The sequence below is a fragment of the Phyllobacterium sp. 01N428 genome (assembly GCF_056399405.1).
The window spans coordinates 205,371-223,412 of the sequence record NZ_JBFTRH010000003.1; the positions used below are offsets into that span (position 1 = coordinate 205,371).

Genomic DNA, 18,042 nt, shown 5'->3' on the forward strand with positions numbered 1-18,042 from the left:
CTTTCCACTGAAGGCCTCGGCGGGTTTTGACGGGGAACGGAGAAAGCGCTAGAGTGGGATGGTCCTATATATCCGCATCTACTTCTTCCTCCGGTCCCGCGCTGTCCCGCGCGGGCCGTTTCATTTTGTGGTCCCTTGTGTCGTCATACGCATTACTCGGCAGCTTCGTTGGCTCCGATGCGGCCTTCTATCCACGCAACGACATCGACCGCGCGAAAGACTGCGCGGCTTGTGCGCCCTTGATTGAGATGGATGCTGCGAGGAAATCCGAGCTCTTTTTGCTTGTGGCACAAATCGTAACGGCTGCCGACAATGCCGCGCTTCTTGAGGTCGTCGAAGCCCCAGAATACAAACTCGTCTAGGCCTGACTGGCTTTTCTTCATGATGCGCAGTCCCTCTCAAAATTAATTACACCAATACAAAACGCCTTCCCTGCGTTTCCTGCAAGGAAAATTGTTCATGATATGAACCCCTTATGTTCAGGTGCACAAATATGTGCAGCGAGTACTTGGTTTGTTCTTCAAATGTGCTGCTGTTTTGCTTGAACCTACTGGTTATAAAATGTTACTGGCCTTATTGCTTTGAACGATGCGGTCCACTTCATCCGCCCACTTTTGCAGTGCTTCGCCTTTCTTGGCCACGTACTCAGCCTTGAGATAAACGCCGCTAACGCCGCTGATGGCGTGGTTCAAAATGGCCCTGACAATCGTTTCGTCCACGCCGAGTTCCTGCAGGTGCGTCGCAGCCGACCGCCTCAGATCATGCACACGCCAGTCGTCAACCTTTGCAAGTTTGCAAATGTTGGCGGCGCGCTTCTCGAAGCGGTGTTTGGTGCCGAAGACAAAGTCGCGCGGATCGCCCTGCCCGACCAGTTCCATGGCCTGCCGCGACAGTTTGATTTTATGCGGCCTGTCCGCCTTGTTCTTTTGCTGAAACCAGACATGGTCGAGGATATCGCCGTATCTCAACGAAGCGACTTCGCCCCGCCGCTGCGCCGTCAGCAGCAGGAACTGGATCATGCGGCCGTAATCGCTGCGCGACTTAAGATTGTCGTGCTTCATCGTCTCTGCGGCCATCCAGACAGCGGCAATTTCATCGGCGGATAACACTCGCTCGCGCGGCTCTTCGCCAGCGAGGCGGCGGACGTCGCGGAAGATGTTGGTTTCAACCTTGTCTTCCTGAGCGGCAAAGGACCAGCACATCGAGCCGTAGGCCAAGAACCGGTTGGCCTGCGGCGGCGTCTTCACATCGAGTTTGTCGCGGATATCACGGGCGTGCTGCTTGGTGAACTCGCGCGCGGGCATTTCCAGATAATTGCCAAAACGCCTCATACATGAGCGAAGGTCCTTCATGGTCTTCTTGAGCGTTTTGGTGCCTTTTGGATTCTTGGCCCGCATTTCTTCATACCAGTCGATGAGCCAGCCGACGGTTTCGGTATTGACGGATCGTGGATGCGGCGCGCTTTCGGCGGCGACCGGCAGGCCAGCTTCAAGATTCTTGTGGAATGCCTGACAGGCATCGCGTGCTTCCTTCAACGACATCGAGGGAAAAAATCCGAAGGTATGGCGTTGATGGCGGGTGCCGTCGTAGTATCGGGTTTGCCAAGGCTTGCGGCGCTTCTGGACGCGAAATATAAGGCCGTCACAGTGGCTGTCATAATACTCGTCCGGCGCGAGGGTATCGAGCATGATGGCGGTGAGTTTCTTGCGTGGCATGGCGGGTTGTTCCGTCGAAAAGTTGGGTAACAGTTGGGTACAGAGTTAGCTAATATCAGAAAATACCTCAAAACAACACAAAACAGATATGCTAACGAAAACAGATAGATAGGACGACTTAAGTGACTGATATTGTTGGGTACATTTTTTGATATGACATTGGAAACGCTCCCACCTCCTTTCGCCCATCGCCATTTGCTTGGCATCAAGGGTCTTTCACCCCAGGACATAACGCAGCTTCTCGATCTCGCCGAAAGTGAGATTGCCGTTTCACGGCAGTCCGAGAAAAAGAAGAGCGTTCTGCGAGGCCGGACCCAAATCAATCTCTTCTTCGAAGCTTCGACACGAACGCAATCGTCGTTCGAGCTTGCGGGCAAGCGTCTCGGCGCCGACGTCATGAACATGTCGGTCGGCAACTCATCGGTCAAAAAGGGCGAGACGCTGATCGACACTGCGATGACGCTCAATGCGATGCGGCCCGATATCCTGATCATCCGCCACTCTTCCGCCGGCGCCGCTGCCCTTCTGGCGCAGAAGGTTGGTTGCTCGGTGGTCAATGCCGGCGATGGGGCGCATGAACATCCGACCCAAGCGCTGCTCGATGCCCTGACGATCCGCCGTGCCAAGGGGAAAGTCGAGCGGCTGACAGTCGCGATCTGCGGCGATGTCCTGCATTCGCGCGTCGCCCGCTCGAATATCATCCTACTCAACGCCTTGGGGGCCCGCGTTCGCGTGGTTGCACCGTCCACCTTGCTTCCTTCCGGCATTGCCCACATGGGCGCGGAGGTGTTCCACAACATGCAAGACGGCCTGAAAGACGCCGACGTGGTCATGATGCTGCGGCTCCAGCGCGAGCGCATGGCCGGATCATTCGTTCCGTCGGTACGCGAATATTTCCGCTATCACGGGCTCGACCGCGAGAAACTCAAATATGCCAAGCCCGACGCGCTGGTCATGCATCCCGGCCCGATGAATCGCGGTGTCGAGATTGCTTCGGACGTTGCCGACGGCTCACAGAGCGTCATTCAGGAACAGGTGGAAATGGGCGTCGCCGTGCGCATGGCTGTGATGGAAGCGCTGCTCGACCCCCGCCGCAATGCGGAGGGAGTTGCAGGATGAGCACCACAGTTCTGCAGAACGCCCGCATTGTCGACCCGTCGCGCGGCCTCGACGAAATCGGAACCCTGATCATCGACGGCGACAGGATTGTCGCGAGCGGAGCGGATGCTCGTAACCAGGGCACGCCCGATGGCGCAACGGTAATCGACTGCAAGGGCAAATCTGTCCTCCCGGGCCTCGTCGATGCCCGCGTGTTCATTGGGGAACCGGGGGCGGAACATCGCGAAACGATCGCGTCCGCCAGTCATGCGGCCGCCGCAGGCGGCGTCACCTCCATGATCATGATGCCCGATACCGACCCGGTCATCGACAATGTCGCCCTCGTCGAATTCGTGCTGCGTACCGCGCGCGACACAGCGGTCGTCAACGTCTATCCGGCCGCCGCAGTCACCAAGGGTCTCAACGGCGAGGAGATGACCGAGATCGGATTGCTCCGCGAAGCCGGAGCGGTCGCGATAAGCGAGGGCCGACACTCCATCGCCAACACGCAGTTGATGCGACGGGCACTGACCTATGCGCGCGATTTCGGCGTCGTGCTCGCGCACGAAGCCCAGGATCCGTACCTTGGCGTCAACGGGGTGATGAACGAGGGCCTGTTCGCCAGCTGGCTCGGCCTTTCCGGCACGCCGCGCGAAGCGGAGGTTATCCCGCTCGAGCGTGACATGCGGCTCGCCGCCCTTACCCAAGGCGCTTATCATGCGGCGCAAATCTCGACCGCCATGTCGGCGGAGGTCATCGCCAAGGCCAAGCAGGACGGTCTCAACGTGACCTCCGGTGTTTCGATCAACCACCTGTCGCTGAATGAGAATGATGTCGGCGAGTTCCGCACCTTCTTCCGCCTGCAACCGCCGCTGCGGCTCGAGGAGGACCGGCTTGCCATGGTGGAGGCGCTGCGCGAAGGCGTGATCGACATTATCGTGTCGGCCCACGATCCGCAGGATGTCGATACCAAGCGCCTGCCCTTTGCCGATGCCGCCGCCGGTGCGATCGGACTTGAAACGCTGCTCGGTGCGGCGCTGCGGCTGCACCACAACGGCGATGTACCGCTTCTGCGCATTGTCGAAGCGCTGTCGAGCGCGCCAGCCCGGATATTCGGCATCGAGGCCGGCTCGTTGCGGCCCGGCGCCAAAGCAGATGTGACCATAGTCGATCTTGACGAGCCGTGGGTTGTGAAGGAAGAAGATCTGCGGTCGCGCTCTAAGAACAGTTGCTTCGAAGGAGCACGGTTCCAGGGGCGCGTCATTCAGACATTCGTTGCAGGCAAATCAGTCTTCTCCATCTAGAAGCCGCCAGGGGGGCGTTGCATGTCGGATTTTTCAGGCGGACCAGCAGGCGTTCCGCTTCTTCTCTTTGCACTGGCCTTTGGCTATTTGCTGGGTTCCATCCCGTTTGGTCTGATTTTGACGCGCATGGCAGGGCTCGGAGATGTCCGCAGCATTGGTTCGGGCAATATTGGCGCCACGAATGTGCTGCGCACGGGCAACAAGAAGCTGGCAGCGGCCACCCTGCTCCTCGACATGTTGAAGGGAACAGCCGCCGTACTGATCGCCGGGATCGCCAGTCCGGAAGCGGCAATCGCAGCGGGCCTCGGTGCGTTCCTCGGCCATATTTTTCCAGTCTGGCTGAAGTTCAAGGGCGGCAAGGGCGTCGCCACATATCTGGGCGTTCTGCTCGGATTGTTCTGGCAGGGTGCATTGATCTTTGCCGCAGTCTGGCTTGGCGTGGCCTATGCCACGCGCTACTCGTCCCTCGCCGCTCTTGTCGCGGCCGCGATTGTCCCGATCGCACTTTATATTATAGGCTTGCACCAGATAGCCGTGCTGTTCCTGATCCTTACCGTCATCGTCTTCATCAAGCACCGCGCCAATATCCAGCGTCTCGTCGCTGGAACTGAGGGCAAGATCGGATCCAAAGGGTGAACGACGCCGCGAAAGGCATCCGCCTTTCTGACAGCCAGCGGCTGGCCTGGCTTCGTTTGCTCCGAAGCGACAATGTCGGCCCCGCGACCTTTCGCGATCTCATAGCCCATTGCGGATCAGCCGCTGCCGCATTGGAAATGCTTCCCGAACTCGTTCGGCGCGGTGGAGGGCACCGCCCGATTCGCATCGCTCCGGTCGAGGATGCCATGCGCGAAATGGAAGCCGCAGCCAAAACCGGCGCGCGCTTCGTCGGGATCGGCGAACCCGACTATCCGCGCTACCTGCGGCAATGCGATAATCCGCCTCCCCTCGTGGCAATCAAGGGCAATCCGGACGTTTTCCGGCTTCCGCCAGTTGCTATTGTCGGCGCCCGCAATGCCTCGCTGGTGGGTCTCAAATTTGCCCGCATGCTTGCGCGAGACCTTGGACAAGCGGGTTTCGCGGTGATCTCCGGCCTGGCGCGCGGCATCGATACCGCCGCCCATGAGGCAAGCATCGACCATGGAACCGTCGCGGTCATGGCAGGCGGACTGGACATGCCCTACCCGCCGGAGAATCTTGACCTTTACGCAGCGATATCCAGTCGACACGGCGCTGCCATCAGCGAAATGCCTTTCGGCTGGGAGCCGCGTGCGCGGGATTTTCCACGGCGCAACAGAATCATCGCCGCGCTGTCGCTCGGGCTCGTCGTGGTGGAAGCTGCAGAACGATCGGGTTCGCTTATCAGCGCCCGCCTTGCCGGCGAACTGGGACGGCACGTTTTCGCCGTTCCGGGCTCACCTTTCGATCCGAGGGCCAAGGGCACCAACGATCTTCTGAAGAATGGCGCGACGGTGACAACCTGCACGCAGGATGTGATCGACGGGCTCACACCGCTTGTCGATCGACCGATCGCCGACCCGCCCGCCTTCCTCGCGCCGGAAATCGATTTCCCTTCGCTCAACCCACCTGATGAAAGCGACCGCGACCGGGTGGTCAATCTGCTTGGGCCTGTTCCGACCGAGATCGATGAGCTGATCCGCGCGAGTGGATTGCATCCTTCCCTGATCATGCTGATTCTGCTTGAGCTCGATCTTGCCGGACGTTTGCAACGCCACTCAGGCGGATATGTTTCGCTGGTTTATTCCTGAGTCCGACCCCGTGTGGCGGCGCAGCTGGTCGCTGCCCTCGATGTAGGCGATCTCGATGAGGTAGGCCAACATGTCCAACCGGGTGTTTTGGGCCATCGTGCGGAGCTCACCGAGCATCTGCTGAATAAATCTGACGTTCTCGACTGGATTGATTTTGCTTTCGCTCATAATTACATCCTTGAAAAAGCCCATGCTGAAATGGCGCTATATTTGACCAGAAATCGTCTAATGTATAGCTTCTTAAGTCCTTGTTTTTTATACTTTGCACACGTACACATCAAATAACCGGCCAAAAATCTCCGGGGCTCTTGCACCGCAAACGACAATACCATTAATTGTATTAGCTCGTTGAGCAACCCGTGGTTGCAATTGTCGATTTTTGAAGCCCAGACCTTGACGTTGCGCAGAAGCCTGTTCATTTCACAGACTTCTGTACCGGTGCGAAACCGGCACTTCTTTAATCAGACAAGGGCAGAAAGCTCGAATCCGTAATGAATCTCGTCGTCGTCGAATCGCCTACCAAGGCCAAATCAATCACCAAATATCTTGGCCCGGGCTACAAGGTCCTGGCCTCGTTCGGCCACGTGCGCGATCTGCCTGCCAAGGACGGCTCGGTCCTCCCCGACAACGATTTCTCGATGTCCTGGGAAGTAAGCTCCGAATCGTCAAAGCGGCTGAGCGATATCATCAAGGCATTGAAGGAGAGCGACACGCTCTTTCTTGCGACTGACCCTGATCGCGAGGGTGAGGCGATCTCCTGGCATGTACTCGAGGTGCTGCAGCAAAAGAAGGCAATTGGTACAAAGGCGGTAAAACGCGTTGCGTTCAACGCGGTTACCAAGGATTCGGTGCTCGAGGCCATTGCGAACCCGCGCGATATCGATATGCCGCTGGTCGACGCCTATCTCGCCCGCCGTGCACTTGACTATCTGTTTGGCTTTACCCTCTCGCCCGTGCTTTGGCGCAAGCTGCCCGGCGCCCGTTCGGCGGGACGTGTCCAATCGGTCACGCTGCGGCTCGTCGCGGATCGCGAAGCCGAGATCGAACGGTTTGTTCGCGAAGAATACTGGACGATCGCAGCGCACTTGAAGACGCCGCGCAACGACCTCTTCGAAGCGCGCCTTGTAGCAATCGACGACAAGAAGCTCGGCAAGCTCGACATCAAGAACGGCGAACAGGCCGGTGAGATTCGCGCCATGCTCGAAGGCGCTTCGTTTAAGGCGACCGCCGTTGAAGCAAAGCCGATTAAGCGCAGTCCCGGACCGCCCTTCACCACCTCCACTTTGCAGCAGGCAGCATCCGGACAATTGGGCTTTTCCTCCTCACGCACGATGCAGATCGCCCAGCGTCTTTACGAAGGCATGGACCTTGGCGGGGAAACTGCCGGTCTCATTACTTATATGCGTACTGACGGCGTTCAGATGGATCCGGAAGCGGTGCAGGCAGCACGCAAGACCATCGGCCGCGTCTTTGGCGACAAATATGTGCCGGAGAAGCCGCGTTACTATTCGACCAAGGCGAAGAATGCGCAGGAGGCTCATGAGGCCATCCGCCCGACCGACTTCAATCGTCACCCCAAGGACATGCGCAAGTTCCTCGATGATGATCAGGCGCGGCTTTATGAATTGATCTGGAAGCGCGCTATCGCGAGCCAGATGCAATCGGCCGACATCGAGCGTACGACCGTCGACATCGAGGCGCGGAACGGTTCCCGCCTGGCGCAATTGCGTGCAACGGGTTCGGTCGTCCGTTTTGACGGTTTTCTCGGAGCCTATGTCGATCACCGCGAGGAAGAGGATGTCGACGAAGACAGCGCCCGCCTGCCCGAGATCAGGGCTGGCGAGGCCCTCGCCCGCGAGAAGATCGAAGCCAGCCAACACTCGACCGAACCACCGCCGCGCTATTCGGAAGCAACGCTCATCAAGAAGATGACCGAGCTCGGCATAGGCCGCCCGTCCACTTATGCGGCAACGATAACGACACTGCGCGACCGCGAATATATTGCGGTCGAGAAGCGCAAACTTATCCCCGAGGCCAAGGGCAGGCTTGTGATCGCCTTCCTCGAAAGTTTCTTCAAGCGCTACGTCGAATATGATTTCACGGCGGACCTTGAGGAAAAGCTCGATGAAATCTCCGACGGCAAGCTCAAGTGGAAAGATGTCCTGCGCGATTTCTGGACCGATTTTTTCGGGTCCGTCGATGGTATCAAGGAACTGCGGGTCACCAACGTTCTCGACGCGCTCAATGAGGAACTCGGTCCGCTCGTCTTCCCGCCGCGTGAAGACGGCAGCGATCCGCGCATCTGCCAGGTGTGCGGAACGGGCAATCTTTCGCTGAAGCTTGGCAAGTACGGAGCCTTCGTCGGTTGCTCGAACTATCCCGAGTGCAAGTTCACGCGCCAGCTCGGCGGCAGTGAGGCGGCAAACGAGAACGGCAATAGCGGCGACGAGCCAAAGCTTCTCGGCAAGGATCCCTATACCGGCGAGGACATCACAGCACGCAGCGGCCGCTTCGGACCCTACATTCAGCGCGGCGACGGCAAGGAAGCCAAGCGCGCCAGCCTGCCCAAGGGCTGGACGCTCGAAACGATCGACCACGAGAAAGCGCTGGCTCTGTTGTCGCTGCCGCGTGATGTCGGGCAGCACCCCGAAACCGCCAAGATGATTTCGGCAGGCATCGGGCGGTACGGCCCGTATATCGCCCATGACGGCACCTATGCCAATCTCGAAAGCGCCGAGGACGTATTCTCTATCGGGCTCAACCGCGCCGTGACTGTTCTTGCTGAAAAGCAGGCGAAGGGTCCGGGTCGCGGCAGGGGAACACCCGCAGCGCTCAAGCAGCTAGGTGATCATCCTGATGGCGGTCCGATCACTGTGCGCGACGGGAAATATGGCCCTTACGTCAATTGGGGCAAGGTCAATGCGACATTGCCCAAGGGCAAGGATCCGGCTGTCGTTACGGTCGAAGAAGCGCTTGCCATGATTGCGGAAAAAGCGGGCTCCAAGGGCGGCAAGAAGGCGCCGGTGCGCAAGGCTGCCGCCAAGAAGGAACCCACCGCCAAAAAGACTGCCAAGAAGCCGGCGGCCAAAAAGGTTGCGGCGAAAAAGGCAAGTTAGGAAGCTGAATTGGCACGCCGTATCTCTCCACCCAGCGGAAAAAAGCGGCCTGCCAGTTCCGCAGAAGCCAAGCGCGAATCCTTCTTGCCGAGCCGGGATGAGATTCTTGCATTTATCAAGGAAAATCCGGACCTTGCCGGCAAGCGCGATATTGCCAAGGCATTCAATCTCAAGGGCGAGGCGCGGATTGTCCTGAAGGACATTCTCCGTGATCTTGCCGACGACGGCCTCGTCGAAAAGCGTGCCAAGCGTCTCGCTCTCCCCGGCAGCCTTCCCAATGTGGCCGTTCTTGATATCACCGGGCGGGAAAGCGACGGCGGACTCATTGCCAGGCCCGCGGAATGGGACCCCAATCATAATGATCGCCCGCCGGTTGTCTTCATTCGCGCCTCGCGGAACCAGAAAGGTCCTGTCCCTGGCGTCGGTGATCGGGTCCTTGCGCGCATCTTTCATGGCGCCGATGCATCGGGCCATGCCTATACGGCGCGCGTCATCAAGCGGATCGAACATCGCAAGGATGCAGTGCTCGGCGTCCTGCGCAAGCTCGACAATGGCGAATGGCGGCTCGAGCCCGTCGAGCGTCGCCAGGTAGAGCTCTCCATCGATCCGGCGCAGCTCAACAATGCCAAGCCGAACGACCTTGTTGAAGTCGAGGTCCTGAAGGTCAGTCGGTATGGGCTCGCATTGGGCCGGATCACGCAAGTCATCGGGTCAGTGGCCAGTGAAAAAGCCCTGTCGATGATAGCGATCCACGAGCACGAGATACCGCACGTATTTCCAGACAGCGTCATCGCCGAAGCAGAGAAGGCAAAACCTGCGACAATGCAGCATCGCGAGGACTGGCGCGCGGTTCCACTGGTGACGATCGACCCGGCCGACGCCAAGGACCACGACGATGCGGTCTATGCCGAGCCCGACACCGACGAGAAGAACCCCGGTGGCTATATCGTCACCGTCGCGATAGCCGACGTCGCCGCCTATGTGACGCCGGGCTCCGCGCTCGACCGTGAAGCGCTGAAGCGCGGCAACTCGGTCTATTTCCCCGACCGGGTGGTGCCCATGCTGCCCGAGCGCATCTCAAATGATCTTTGCTCGCTCAAGGAACTGGTCGATCGCCCTGCCCTCGCTGTCCGGATGATTTTCAGCGCGCAAGGCAAGAAGGTATCGCACAGTTTCCACCGCATCATGATGCGCTCGCACGCGCGGCTAGCCTATCCGCAGGCCCAGGCCGCGATAGACGGTTCCCCGGATGAGAAGACGCAGCCGATCCTCCACACCATCCTGCGACCACTATGGGACGCTTACAGCGTCCTGAAGCGCGGCCGGGATGCGCGCGAGCCGCTCGAACTCGACCTTCCGGAAAAGAAGATTCTGCTGACGCCGGAGGGTAAGGTCGACAAGGTCGTCGTGCCGCCGCGACTCGACGCACACAAGCTCATCGAAGAATTCATGATCCAGGCCAACGTGGCCGCCGCAGAAACACTCGAGCGCAAGAAGCAGCCGCTGATTTTCCGCATCCATGATGCGCCGTCGCTGGCAAAGCAGGAGACGCTGCGGGAATTTCTGCGCACGCTCGATATCTCGCTGGCGCGCGGTGCGGAGCTGCGCCCGAACCAGTTCAACAACATATTGAAAAGGGTGGAAGGCAGCGAAAGCCAGGAACTGGTCAATCAGGTAGTGCTCAGATCCCAGTCGCAAGCCGAATACAATCCTGAGAACATTGGGCATTTCGGTCTCAATCTGCATCGTTATGCCCACTTCACGTCCCCGATCCGCCGCTATGCCGATTTGATCGTCCACCGGGCGCTGATCGCGGCGCTCGGTCTTGGTTCGGACGGCATCACGCCGAAGGAAGAAGCCGATCTTGCGGAAATTGCCGCGCTTATATCGACGGCGGAGCGGCGCGCCATGGCCGCCGAGCGCGACACGGTGGATCGCCTCATCGCGCACTATCTTGCCGACAAGGTCGGCGCGAGTTTCGAGGGCCGCGTGCAGGGCGTAACCAAGTCGGGGCTTTTCGTTTCGCTTGCGACATATGGTGCCGACGGCTTTATTCCCATTTCAACTTTGGGTGATGATTACTATCTTTACGACGAAACCAACCATGCCCTCTCTGGCGAACGAAGTGGAAAAGGCTTCAGACTTGGCGATGTCGTCGAAGTCCGGCTGGTAGAAGCATTGCCCGTAGCGGGCGCATTGCGGTTCGAAATGCTCTCCGAGCCTCACCCCGTACCAAGCGGGGTACGCTCGCATCACAAGGCAAAGCGCTTCGTGCGCGGAAACCAGAAGCGCCCATCCACCGTCTCGCGCGGAGGGCGAAGAGGCAGAGGATGACGACGATACAGACGTTTGGCGCAGGCACTGGCGAGACGCGGCCCGTTCGTCCCGTGGGACAGGCAATGTGGCGGGGCTTTCGCTGCCGCTGCCCCAATTGCGGCGAAGGCAAGCTCTTCCGTGCATTCGTCAAGTCCGTCGACAATTGCTCGGTGTGCGGCGAAGACTTTACCCACCAGCGCGCCGACGACTTTCCCGCCTACATCACCATCACGATTGTCGGACACGTCGTCCTCGGCGGGTTCCTCGCAGTCGAAACCCTCTTTATCCTGTCCAACTGGGTGCACCTCGCGATCTGGGTGCCCTTGACCATCATCATGTCGATTGCCCTGCTTCAGCCGATCAAGGGTGCGATCATCGGCCTGCAGTGGGCAAATTACATGCATGGCTTCGGCGGCGAGACCGACGATCTGGAACCATCGGACCAGTGACCTCATGGCGGTGAACAGCCAGAACCACGAAGCCTCGGCCGCTGACAAGCGGCGCGCGGCCCGCATAAGGCCCCGCGATGCTGCCTCGCTTTTGCTCGTCGACCGCTCGGGTCCAGAGTTGCGGATCCTCATGGGCAAGCGCCACATGCGGCACGTCTTCATGCCCGGAAAATTCGTGTTTCCCGGCGGCCGCACCGAAGTGTTCGATGGGCGGGTATCTGCGTTTTCGGAACTTGCGGAGGCCGATCAGGCGAAGCTTCTCGGTGGCATGGGCAGCAGGCCCAGCCTTCAGCGCTGCCGGGCTCTCGCCCTTGCGGCGATCCGCGAAACCTATGAAGAGGCCGGTCTTCTCCTCGGGCGCCGGCATGACGATCCGTCTTTGATCAAGCATCCGGACTGGGCGGCATTCTCGGAGCGCCGGATCATCCCGGACCTGTCCCTCCTTCGATATTTTGCGAGGGCGACCACGCCCCCCGGCGGCTCGCGCCGGTTCGATACGCGATTCTTCCTTGCTTTTCGCGACGCCGTCGCCGATACGCTCCCCGAGCCGACCGGTCCGTCTCAGGAACTCGAGGAGCTTTGCTGGCTTCCCTTCGCGCAGGCAAGGCAACTCGACATTCCCGAAATTACCCGGTTGATCATCAAGGAGGCGGAGAATCTCCTCGGCGAGAATCCGTCGCTGACGCCCGGCAATGCCCTTATTCAATACCGCATGAAATATGGACGATTCGTCCGAGAGGTCTTTTGATTCATGGATTCAATGCAGACGGCTGAACAGGTGAAGGTTCAGACCCACTGGCGCGCACTCGTCGCCGCCATTGCTACCATCAGCGCCGTTGGCGTTGCCATTGGTCTTGGTATTCCGCTCCTCAGCGTCATTCTGGAAAGTCGAGGTCATTCGGCAACCATGATCGGCCTGAATGCGGCGGTCGCCGGCATTGCGTCCATCGTCGCCGCGCCTTTCGCAGCTCCGATCGCAGCCCGATTCGGTGTCGTACCAACCCTGATCGGAATGCTTCTTATCGGCGCCTTCTCCTTTGTCGGATTTCATTTCTTCACCGACTTCTGGATGTGGATGGTGCTGCGTGTCTTCCTGCACTTCGCCTTGACGATGCTGTTCATCCTGTCCGAATACTGGATCAATGCGGCAGCCCCGCCCGAGAAGCGCGGTCTGGTACTCGGCATCTATGCCACCGTACTTTCGATGGGATTTGCGCTTGGCCCCTGGCTGTTTTCGCGCATCGGCAGCACGGGAATCATGCCTTTCGCGGTCGGCTTCGGCATCATTCTGTTCGCGATACTGCCCGTGCTTCTCGCATGGAACGACAGCCCCGACTTCAAGGAAGAAGAACATGTGCCGTTTGCGCCATTCATCTGGGCAGTCCCGACTGCCACGGCAGCGGTCTTCGTGTTCGGCGCGGTCGAAACGGGAGGCTTCGCCCTATTCCCGGTATTTGGCTCGCGCATAGGCTATAGCGAAGCCAATGCTGCCCTGCTGCTCACGACGATCGGGCTCGGCAACGTTCTTTTGCAGATTCCCATCGGTCTTCTCAGCGATCACGTCAACGATCGCCGCAAGATCCTGCTTGGCTGCGCCCTGATCGGGCTTGCCGGCATGTGCATTCTGCCGTTCATTTCGAGCAACTGGTACATCGTCGCCGCCCTGCTTTTCGTCTGGGGCGGCGTGGTTGCCGGCCTCTACACGGTCGGGCTCGCGCATCTCGGATCGCAACTGACCGGCCGTGAACTCGCCTCCGCCAATGCTGCGTTCGTTTTCTGCTACGCGGTCGGCATGCTGGTCGGACCGCAGGCGGTTGGCGCCGGCATGGATGTCCTTGGGCCCAAAGGCTTTTCGATCACCCTCGCCGTCTTCTTTGCCTTCTACGCGCTTCTCGTCGGATCGAGGCTTCTGGCTCGCCGGGACTGAATCCCGGAGACCAGTTTTGTATCTACCGCTTCATTCCTGGTTGCGGAACGCCGCCTCGCCGGCATCTGAGACTTCGACCCATTTCTTGTCAGGCGCGGCGTCCGGCACATAGGCGTCGTGCCAGTTCCACCATTTGTAGGTGGGCGTCTGCGGATAGCCCTGGGGCGAATCCTCCCAGACTTCCTGCCGGCCAAGCGGCGTGATGTCGAGGTAGTTCCAGGTACCCCCCATCTGCTCGTCGCCGCGATTGTTGATGAAATATGTTCGGAAGATGCGATCGCCGTCACAGTAGAAGACGTTCGTTCCGTGCCATTCGTCGACGCCAAAATCCGCATCGAACGCGTCGGTGACCGTGACCCAGGGTATCATCTCCCAGCCCATCCGCGCCTTTAAGCGTGCGATATCCGCCTGGGGCGCGCGCGAGACGAATACAAGCGTCGTGTCGCGAGCATTGAGGTGGGCGACATGCGCAACCTGGTCGGCCACCATCGAGCAGCCTCGGCAGGCATGTTCCGGCCAGCCAAAGACGCCGGGTTCGAAAAAGGCGCGATAGACGATCAGCTGCCGGCGTCCATCGAACAGGTCGCGCAGGCTGACCTTGCCGTCAGGTCCTTCGAAAGCATATTCCTTGTCGACTGACATCCACGGCATGCGTCGGCGCTCGGCAGCAAGGGCGTCGCGTGCCCTTGTGTGATCCTTCTCCTTGACGAGCAGCTTTTCGCGCGCCGTTTCCCACTCCTGGGGCGATACGACTGACGGCGTATGCATTCCGGTCGTGCCGCTGGCGCTGCCGCCTTTGATAGATGAAGCCATGACGTTGATTCCTCCTGATCCTGGCAATGCCGCGCCTATTTCCCGCGGCAATCGATGCGGTCATGAGCCAGTCTGGCACCGGAGACTGGTAGTGCGCGAGTAACAAAGATGACGGCATTGCGTTTCAGCCACGCTCACCCGCCCCCAACCCCGTCAGTTTGCCGCCGGCACCGGACAATCCAGATCGCCATCCGTACATTTGAGATAGCCCTTCAGGTTCTCGATGCGCATTTGTGTCATGCCGTCGAGGCACGAGCTGGAGACAAACGGATATACGGTACCGGCAGATACGCGTGAACTCGAGAAATTGCATTCGGCATCGCGGAAGGCCACCCATGCCTTCTGCGCTGAAACCAGAAGCTTTGACGTGTCCGTGTCGTCTTTGAGCCGCGCCTCGATCTCCTTGTACAGCTTGTTCAATTCAGCGTCGGATTTTGCATAAGCTTTCCCGGCGCACACGTTCATTTCGGTCTGATTGGTCAGATCGCCGCAATTGCTCTGTGCCAAGCCGAGACCGGGTATTGCAAGAATCATGGCGACAGTCAGAAGTGAAACTTTCATTGGTGAAATTCTCCACTAAACATGGTCCAGATGGACGGATTCGAACCCGCAAATCGCGCGCCGGGCCAGTTGCAATTGCCAGTTTCAACTTAAGCGTGTGTCAAGCAGCTACCTTTAATGGAATTTCGCCATTTCGTCATTTGAAAAGCCACCCGGCACGCATATGCGTCCGAGCATGCACTCGAACAGCGGGCACTTGCCGATGATGACGACAACCGCGCGTGTCGGGTCGATTTGCAGGAAGTGTGCCGTGAGCCAATCGAGTGGGCTTGACTTTCGGCGCCATTCGGTTAAGTGTCCGGCCGAATTTCCGCTTATAGCCACGCTGCTGGATTTGAATAGCGGTCCTCAACAATCAGAACAGGTAAACTGAAATGGCTAAGGCTGCGAATATCAAGATCAAGCTTCTGTCGACCGCTGACACCGGTTTCTTCTACGTCACGAGCAAGAACAGCCGTACGAAGACGGAGAAGATGTCCTTCCGCAAGTACGACCCGGTTGCGCGCAAGCACGTTGAATTCAAGGAAACCAAGATCAAGTAATCTTGGGTCATCCAGATCATCAAAATGCCGCCCCAGGGCGGCATTTTTGTTTGCAACTGGGTGTTCTTGTTCGGATAGAGGCGTACTAGGCGGCGGCTGAGACAACACGGTTGCGGCCGGCGGCCTTGGCATCGTAAAGCGCATCGTCGGCGCGCTTGAGGAGCGCTGAGACGCTGTCACCGGTTGGCAGCACGCTGGCGATGCCGACACTGATCGTCACGGGCACGCTGATCGCATTCTTATTGACTGGAAACGGTGTGGAGGCGACTTCGCGCCGGATGCGCTCGGCGACGACTTCGGCAATCGACGTATCCGTGTCGGGCATGACGATAAAGAATTCCTCGCCGCCGTAACGGCTGGCAAGGTCGCTGCCGCGAACATTGCGACGCAGGCGCTTGGCGAACTCGCGCAACACCTCATCGCCGCCGTCATGGCCGTACGTGTCGTTGATCAGCTTGAAGCGGTCGATATCGGTCATGAGCACCGACAGCGGCCGCCGCCGCTCCACCGCGCGCTTGAACAGCGTTGCCAGATGCGTTTCAAGATAGAGCCTGTTGTGCAAGCCGGTTAGGCTATCGGTCACCGCCATTTCGTAGGTCTTGACGACGCTCGCGCGGAGACCGTCATGATAGGCCTTGCGCCGCAACTGCGTCCGCAGCCGTGCCAAAAGTTCGTTGGGGTGAAGCGGACGCATTACGTAGTCATTGACGCCAAGTTCCAGCGCCCTGCGGATCAAGGTTTCCTCGCCCGGTCTGGCGATAAGGATAATCGGCAGCGAGCGCGTATTGTCGAGCGAACGCAGCTGGGCACAGATGCGCAGCGGATCGAAATCGGAAAGATTGGACGAGATGACAAGGCAATCATAGTTGCCCTGTATCGCATCGAAGAAGCCGGTCTGCGGGTCGATTTGCACATCGACCACCGCAGTCACCCCAAGGATCGACTGGATGCGCTCGGCGCTCTCCAGCCGCTCGTCGATGAGCAGTACGCGCGCTTTCTTGCTGCCGTCCTTGCCCGGAAAGCGCAGAATCGATTCGAGCCCGACATCGCGTGTCGTCGCCACCCGAAGCCGCAGTTCGTCGGTCAGGTTCTTCAGCCTCACCAGGCTTTTCACCCGCGCGAGGAGTTGCAGGTCGTTCACCGGTTTGGTCAGAAAGTCATCCGCGCCGAGGTCGAGGCCGGTGATACGATCCTTCTCGCCGTCGAGCGCGGTGACGAGCACGATCGGAATGTGGGCAGTCGCTGGACTCGATTTCAGCCTGCGGCAGACTTCGAAGCCGTCCATGCCTGGCATCATGATATCGAGCAGGATGACGTCGACGTTGCTGGTCTCGCAAATATCGAGCGCGGCATAGCCGTCGGTAGCGGTAACGACTTCGTAATATTCCGCGGTCAGCCGCGCTTCCAACAGCTTCACATTTGCGGGTACATCGTCAACGACAAGAATGCGGGCCGTCATATTTCACTACTCCGAACTGACGGTTACGCGTCGCCAAGATAAGATTTTATGGTTTCGATGAATTTCGGCACCGAGATCGGTTTTGAGATATATGCTTCGCAACCGCCCTGCCGGATGCGCTCTTCATCCCCCTTCATGGCGAAGGCGGTGACAGCGATAATCGGGATGACGTGGAGATCATCGTCGGCCTTGAGCCATTTGGTGACTTCTAGCCCGGAAACTTCCGGCAGCTGTATGTCCATGAGGATGAGATCGGGCCGATGCTCGCGCGCAAGGTCGAGCGCTTCCAGACCGTTGCGCGTACGGATGGTCTCATAGCCGCTGGCTTCGATGAGATCGCGAAAGAGCTTCATGTTCAGCTCATTATCCTCGACGATCATGACTTTCTTCACCATTGGCAAATTCCTGTTGACCATGCTCGAAGGCGCATGCCACCTGCCGAATTCCATGAGACAAAGATCAGCAGCAACTCCGCTCCAAGGATACATTTGATATCGGCGGATGATTGATGAAAAGGTAACTCCGCACACCAATCCAGATATGCTGTCGATCATGTTTAACCAAGGATTTATTCAACATCTTCTTTTGCTCATATTCAACCGCATGTGGTTGCTAGTGCAGCAGAAAGATAGACCGCGATGTGCGGCATTGAGGAACGTATCCGGATGAAAAATCAGCTCTCTCTTGACGATGCGGAGCAATTCGCCATCGACGCCCTGGTATTTCTGGCGCAGGACAGCGAATTGCTTTCGCGCTTCCTCGCGCTGACCGGGATCAACGCCGACCAAATCCGCGCCGCGGCAGGCGAGCCGGGTTTTCTCGCCGGCGTTTTGCAATTCTATCTTGGTCACGAGCCCACACTGATGAAATTCTGCGAGACGAACGGAACCGACCCCGCCACCTTTCAGGCGGCGCTGCGTCTGCTTCCCGGTGGACGGGCCCAGGAGATGTAAGCGGTTTATAATCGCCAGCGCGA

The 18,042-nt window shown here is 58.9% G+C and carries 18 protein-coding genes; 11 read left to right on the top strand and 7 right to left on the bottom strand.

Annotated features, from left to right (window positions below):
* Nucleotides 1–152 precede the first annotated feature (152 nt).
* A complete protein-coding gene (locus tag AC1DNI_RS11055; protein WP_174207580.1) occupies nucleotides 153–383 on the bottom strand; it encodes a hypothetical protein in 231 nt (76 codons plus the stop codon).
* 171 nt (nucleotides 384–554) lie between these two features.
* A complete protein-coding gene (locus AC1DNI_RS11060) occupies nucleotides 555–1,715 on the bottom strand; it encodes a tyrosine-type recombinase/integrase (RefSeq protein WP_174207581.1) in 1,161 nt (386 codons plus the stop codon).
* A gap of 153 nt (nucleotides 1,716–1,868) precedes the next feature.
* Between AC1DNI_RS11060 and AC1DNI_RS11065 the strand changes: the two genes are divergently transcribed.
* Genes AC1DNI_RS11065 through dprA form a run of 4 tightly spaced genes read left to right on the top strand, consistent with a single transcriptional unit; the run spans nucleotide 1,869 to nucleotide 5,883 of the window.
* On the top strand, nucleotides 1,869–2,834 hold the full coding sequence (locus AC1DNI_RS11065) for an aspartate carbamoyltransferase catalytic subunit (RefSeq protein ID WP_027232506.1): 966 nt from the start codon (nucleotides 1,869–1,871) through the stop codon (nucleotides 2,832–2,834).
* A complete protein-coding gene (locus AC1DNI_RS11070; protein WP_477691884.1) occupies nucleotides 2,831–4,117 on the top strand; it encodes a dihydroorotase in 1,287 nt (428 codons plus the stop codon). The genes AC1DNI_RS11065 and AC1DNI_RS11070 overlap by 4 nt, the downstream gene beginning before the upstream one ends.
* Nucleotides 4,118–4,138: 21 nt before the next feature.
* Nucleotides 4,139–4,753: a glycerol-3-phosphate 1-O-acyltransferase PlsY gene (gene plsY, locus AC1DNI_RS11075; protein ID WP_477691885.1), complete on the top strand. Its 615-nt coding sequence runs from the start codon at nucleotides 4,139–4,141 to the stop codon at nucleotides 4,751–4,753.
* Nucleotides 4,750–5,883, top strand: coding sequence for a DNA-processing protein DprA (gene dprA / locus AC1DNI_RS11080; protein WP_477691886.1), 1,134 nt, complete (start codon nucleotides 4,750–4,752; stop codon nucleotides 5,881–5,883). The genes plsY and dprA overlap by 4 nt, the downstream gene beginning before the upstream one ends.
* Here the strand turns inward: dprA and AC1DNI_RS11085 are convergent.
* A complete protein-coding gene (locus AC1DNI_RS11085) occupies nucleotides 5,851–6,051 on the bottom strand; it encodes a hypothetical protein (RefSeq protein WP_081815942.1) in 201 nt (66 codons plus the stop codon). The two genes, dprA and AC1DNI_RS11085, sit on opposite strands and share 33 nt — an antisense overlap.
* A 323-nt stretch (nucleotides 6,052–6,374) precedes the next feature.
* Between AC1DNI_RS11085 and topA the strand changes: the two genes are divergently transcribed.
* From topA to AC1DNI_RS11110, 5 genes are read left to right on the top strand one after another with little or no spacing between them, the layout of a single operon-like run.
* Nucleotides 6,375–8,999 (top strand): type I DNA topoisomerase, encoded by a 2,625-nt coding sequence (topA, locus tag AC1DNI_RS11090; protein ID WP_477691887.1) that lies wholly within the window; start codon nucleotides 6,375–6,377, stop codon nucleotides 8,997–8,999.
* Nucleotides 9,000–9,008: 9 nt separating this feature from the next.
* Nucleotides 9,009–11,333 carry a ribonuclease R gene (gene rnr, locus AC1DNI_RS11095; protein WP_091922573.1) on the top strand — a complete coding sequence of 775 codons (2,325 nt, stop codon included), beginning with the start codon at nucleotides 9,009–9,011 and terminating at the stop codon, nucleotides 11,331–11,333.
* A complete protein-coding gene (locus AC1DNI_RS11100) occupies nucleotides 11,330–11,764 on the top strand; it encodes a DUF983 domain-containing protein (protein WP_027232499.1) in 435 nt (144 codons plus the stop codon). Before rnr ends, AC1DNI_RS11100 begins: the two co-directional genes overlap by 4 nt.
* Nucleotides 11,718–12,512 carry an NUDIX hydrolase gene (locus tag AC1DNI_RS11105; protein ID WP_244532854.1) on the top strand — a complete coding sequence of 265 codons (795 nt, stop codon included), beginning with the start codon at nucleotides 11,718–11,720 and terminating at the stop codon, nucleotides 12,510–12,512. The genes AC1DNI_RS11100 and AC1DNI_RS11105 overlap by 47 nt, the downstream gene beginning before the upstream one ends.
* Nucleotides 12,513–12,515: 3 nt before the next feature.
* Nucleotides 12,516–13,691, top strand: a complete 1,176-nt coding sequence (locus AC1DNI_RS11110) for an MFS transporter (RefSeq protein ID WP_091922567.1) — start codon at nucleotides 12,516–12,518, stop codon at nucleotides 13,689–13,691.
* Between the two features lie 30 nt (nucleotides 13,692–13,721).
* Here AC1DNI_RS11110 and AC1DNI_RS11115 read toward each other — a convergent pair whose 3' ends face one another.
* Nucleotides 13,722–14,504, bottom strand: a complete 783-nt coding sequence (locus AC1DNI_RS11115) for a DUF899 domain-containing protein (protein WP_477691888.1) — start codon at nucleotides 14,502–14,504, stop codon at nucleotides 13,722–13,724.
* Nucleotides 14,505–14,657: 153 nt separating this feature from the next.
* Entirely contained in the window at nucleotides 14,658–15,065 is a 408-nt protein-coding gene (locus tag AC1DNI_RS11120) for a lysozyme inhibitor LprI family protein (RefSeq protein ID WP_477691889.1), read from the bottom strand.
* Nucleotides 15,066–15,439: 374 nt separating this feature from the next.
* Here AC1DNI_RS11120 and rpmG point away from each other — a divergent pair, with 374 nt between their 5' ends.
* Nucleotides 15,440–15,607, top strand: coding sequence for a 50S ribosomal protein L33 (gene rpmG / locus AC1DNI_RS11125; protein WP_008122896.1), 168 nt, complete (start codon nucleotides 15,440–15,442; stop codon nucleotides 15,605–15,607).
* An 85-nt stretch (nucleotides 15,608–15,692) separates the two neighbouring features.
* Here rpmG and AC1DNI_RS11130 read toward each other — a convergent pair whose 3' ends face one another.
* Together AC1DNI_RS11130 and AC1DNI_RS11135 are read right to left on the bottom strand one after the other, a co-directional pair.
* Complete coding sequence (locus AC1DNI_RS11130; protein WP_477691890.1) at nucleotides 15,693–17,066, bottom strand: PleD family two-component system response regulator; 1,374 nt, start codon at nucleotides 17,064–17,066, stop codon at nucleotides 15,693–15,695.
* 23 nt (nucleotides 17,067–17,089) lie between these two features.
* The gene (locus tag AC1DNI_RS11135; RefSeq protein ID WP_008122893.1) at nucleotides 17,090–17,461 is read right to left on the bottom strand and encodes a response regulator; all 372 of its coding nucleotides are present in this window, start codon (nucleotides 17,459–17,461) and stop codon (nucleotides 17,090–17,092) included.
* Nucleotides 17,462–17,731: 270 nt separating this feature from the next.
* On the opposite strand from AC1DNI_RS11135, the gene AC1DNI_RS11140 reads away from it, so the two are divergent.
* Complete coding sequence (locus AC1DNI_RS11140) at nucleotides 17,732–18,019, top strand: DUF3572 domain-containing protein (RefSeq protein ID WP_477691891.1); 288 nt, start codon at nucleotides 17,732–17,734, stop codon at nucleotides 18,017–18,019.
* Nucleotides 18,020–18,042: the final 23 nt, after the last annotated feature.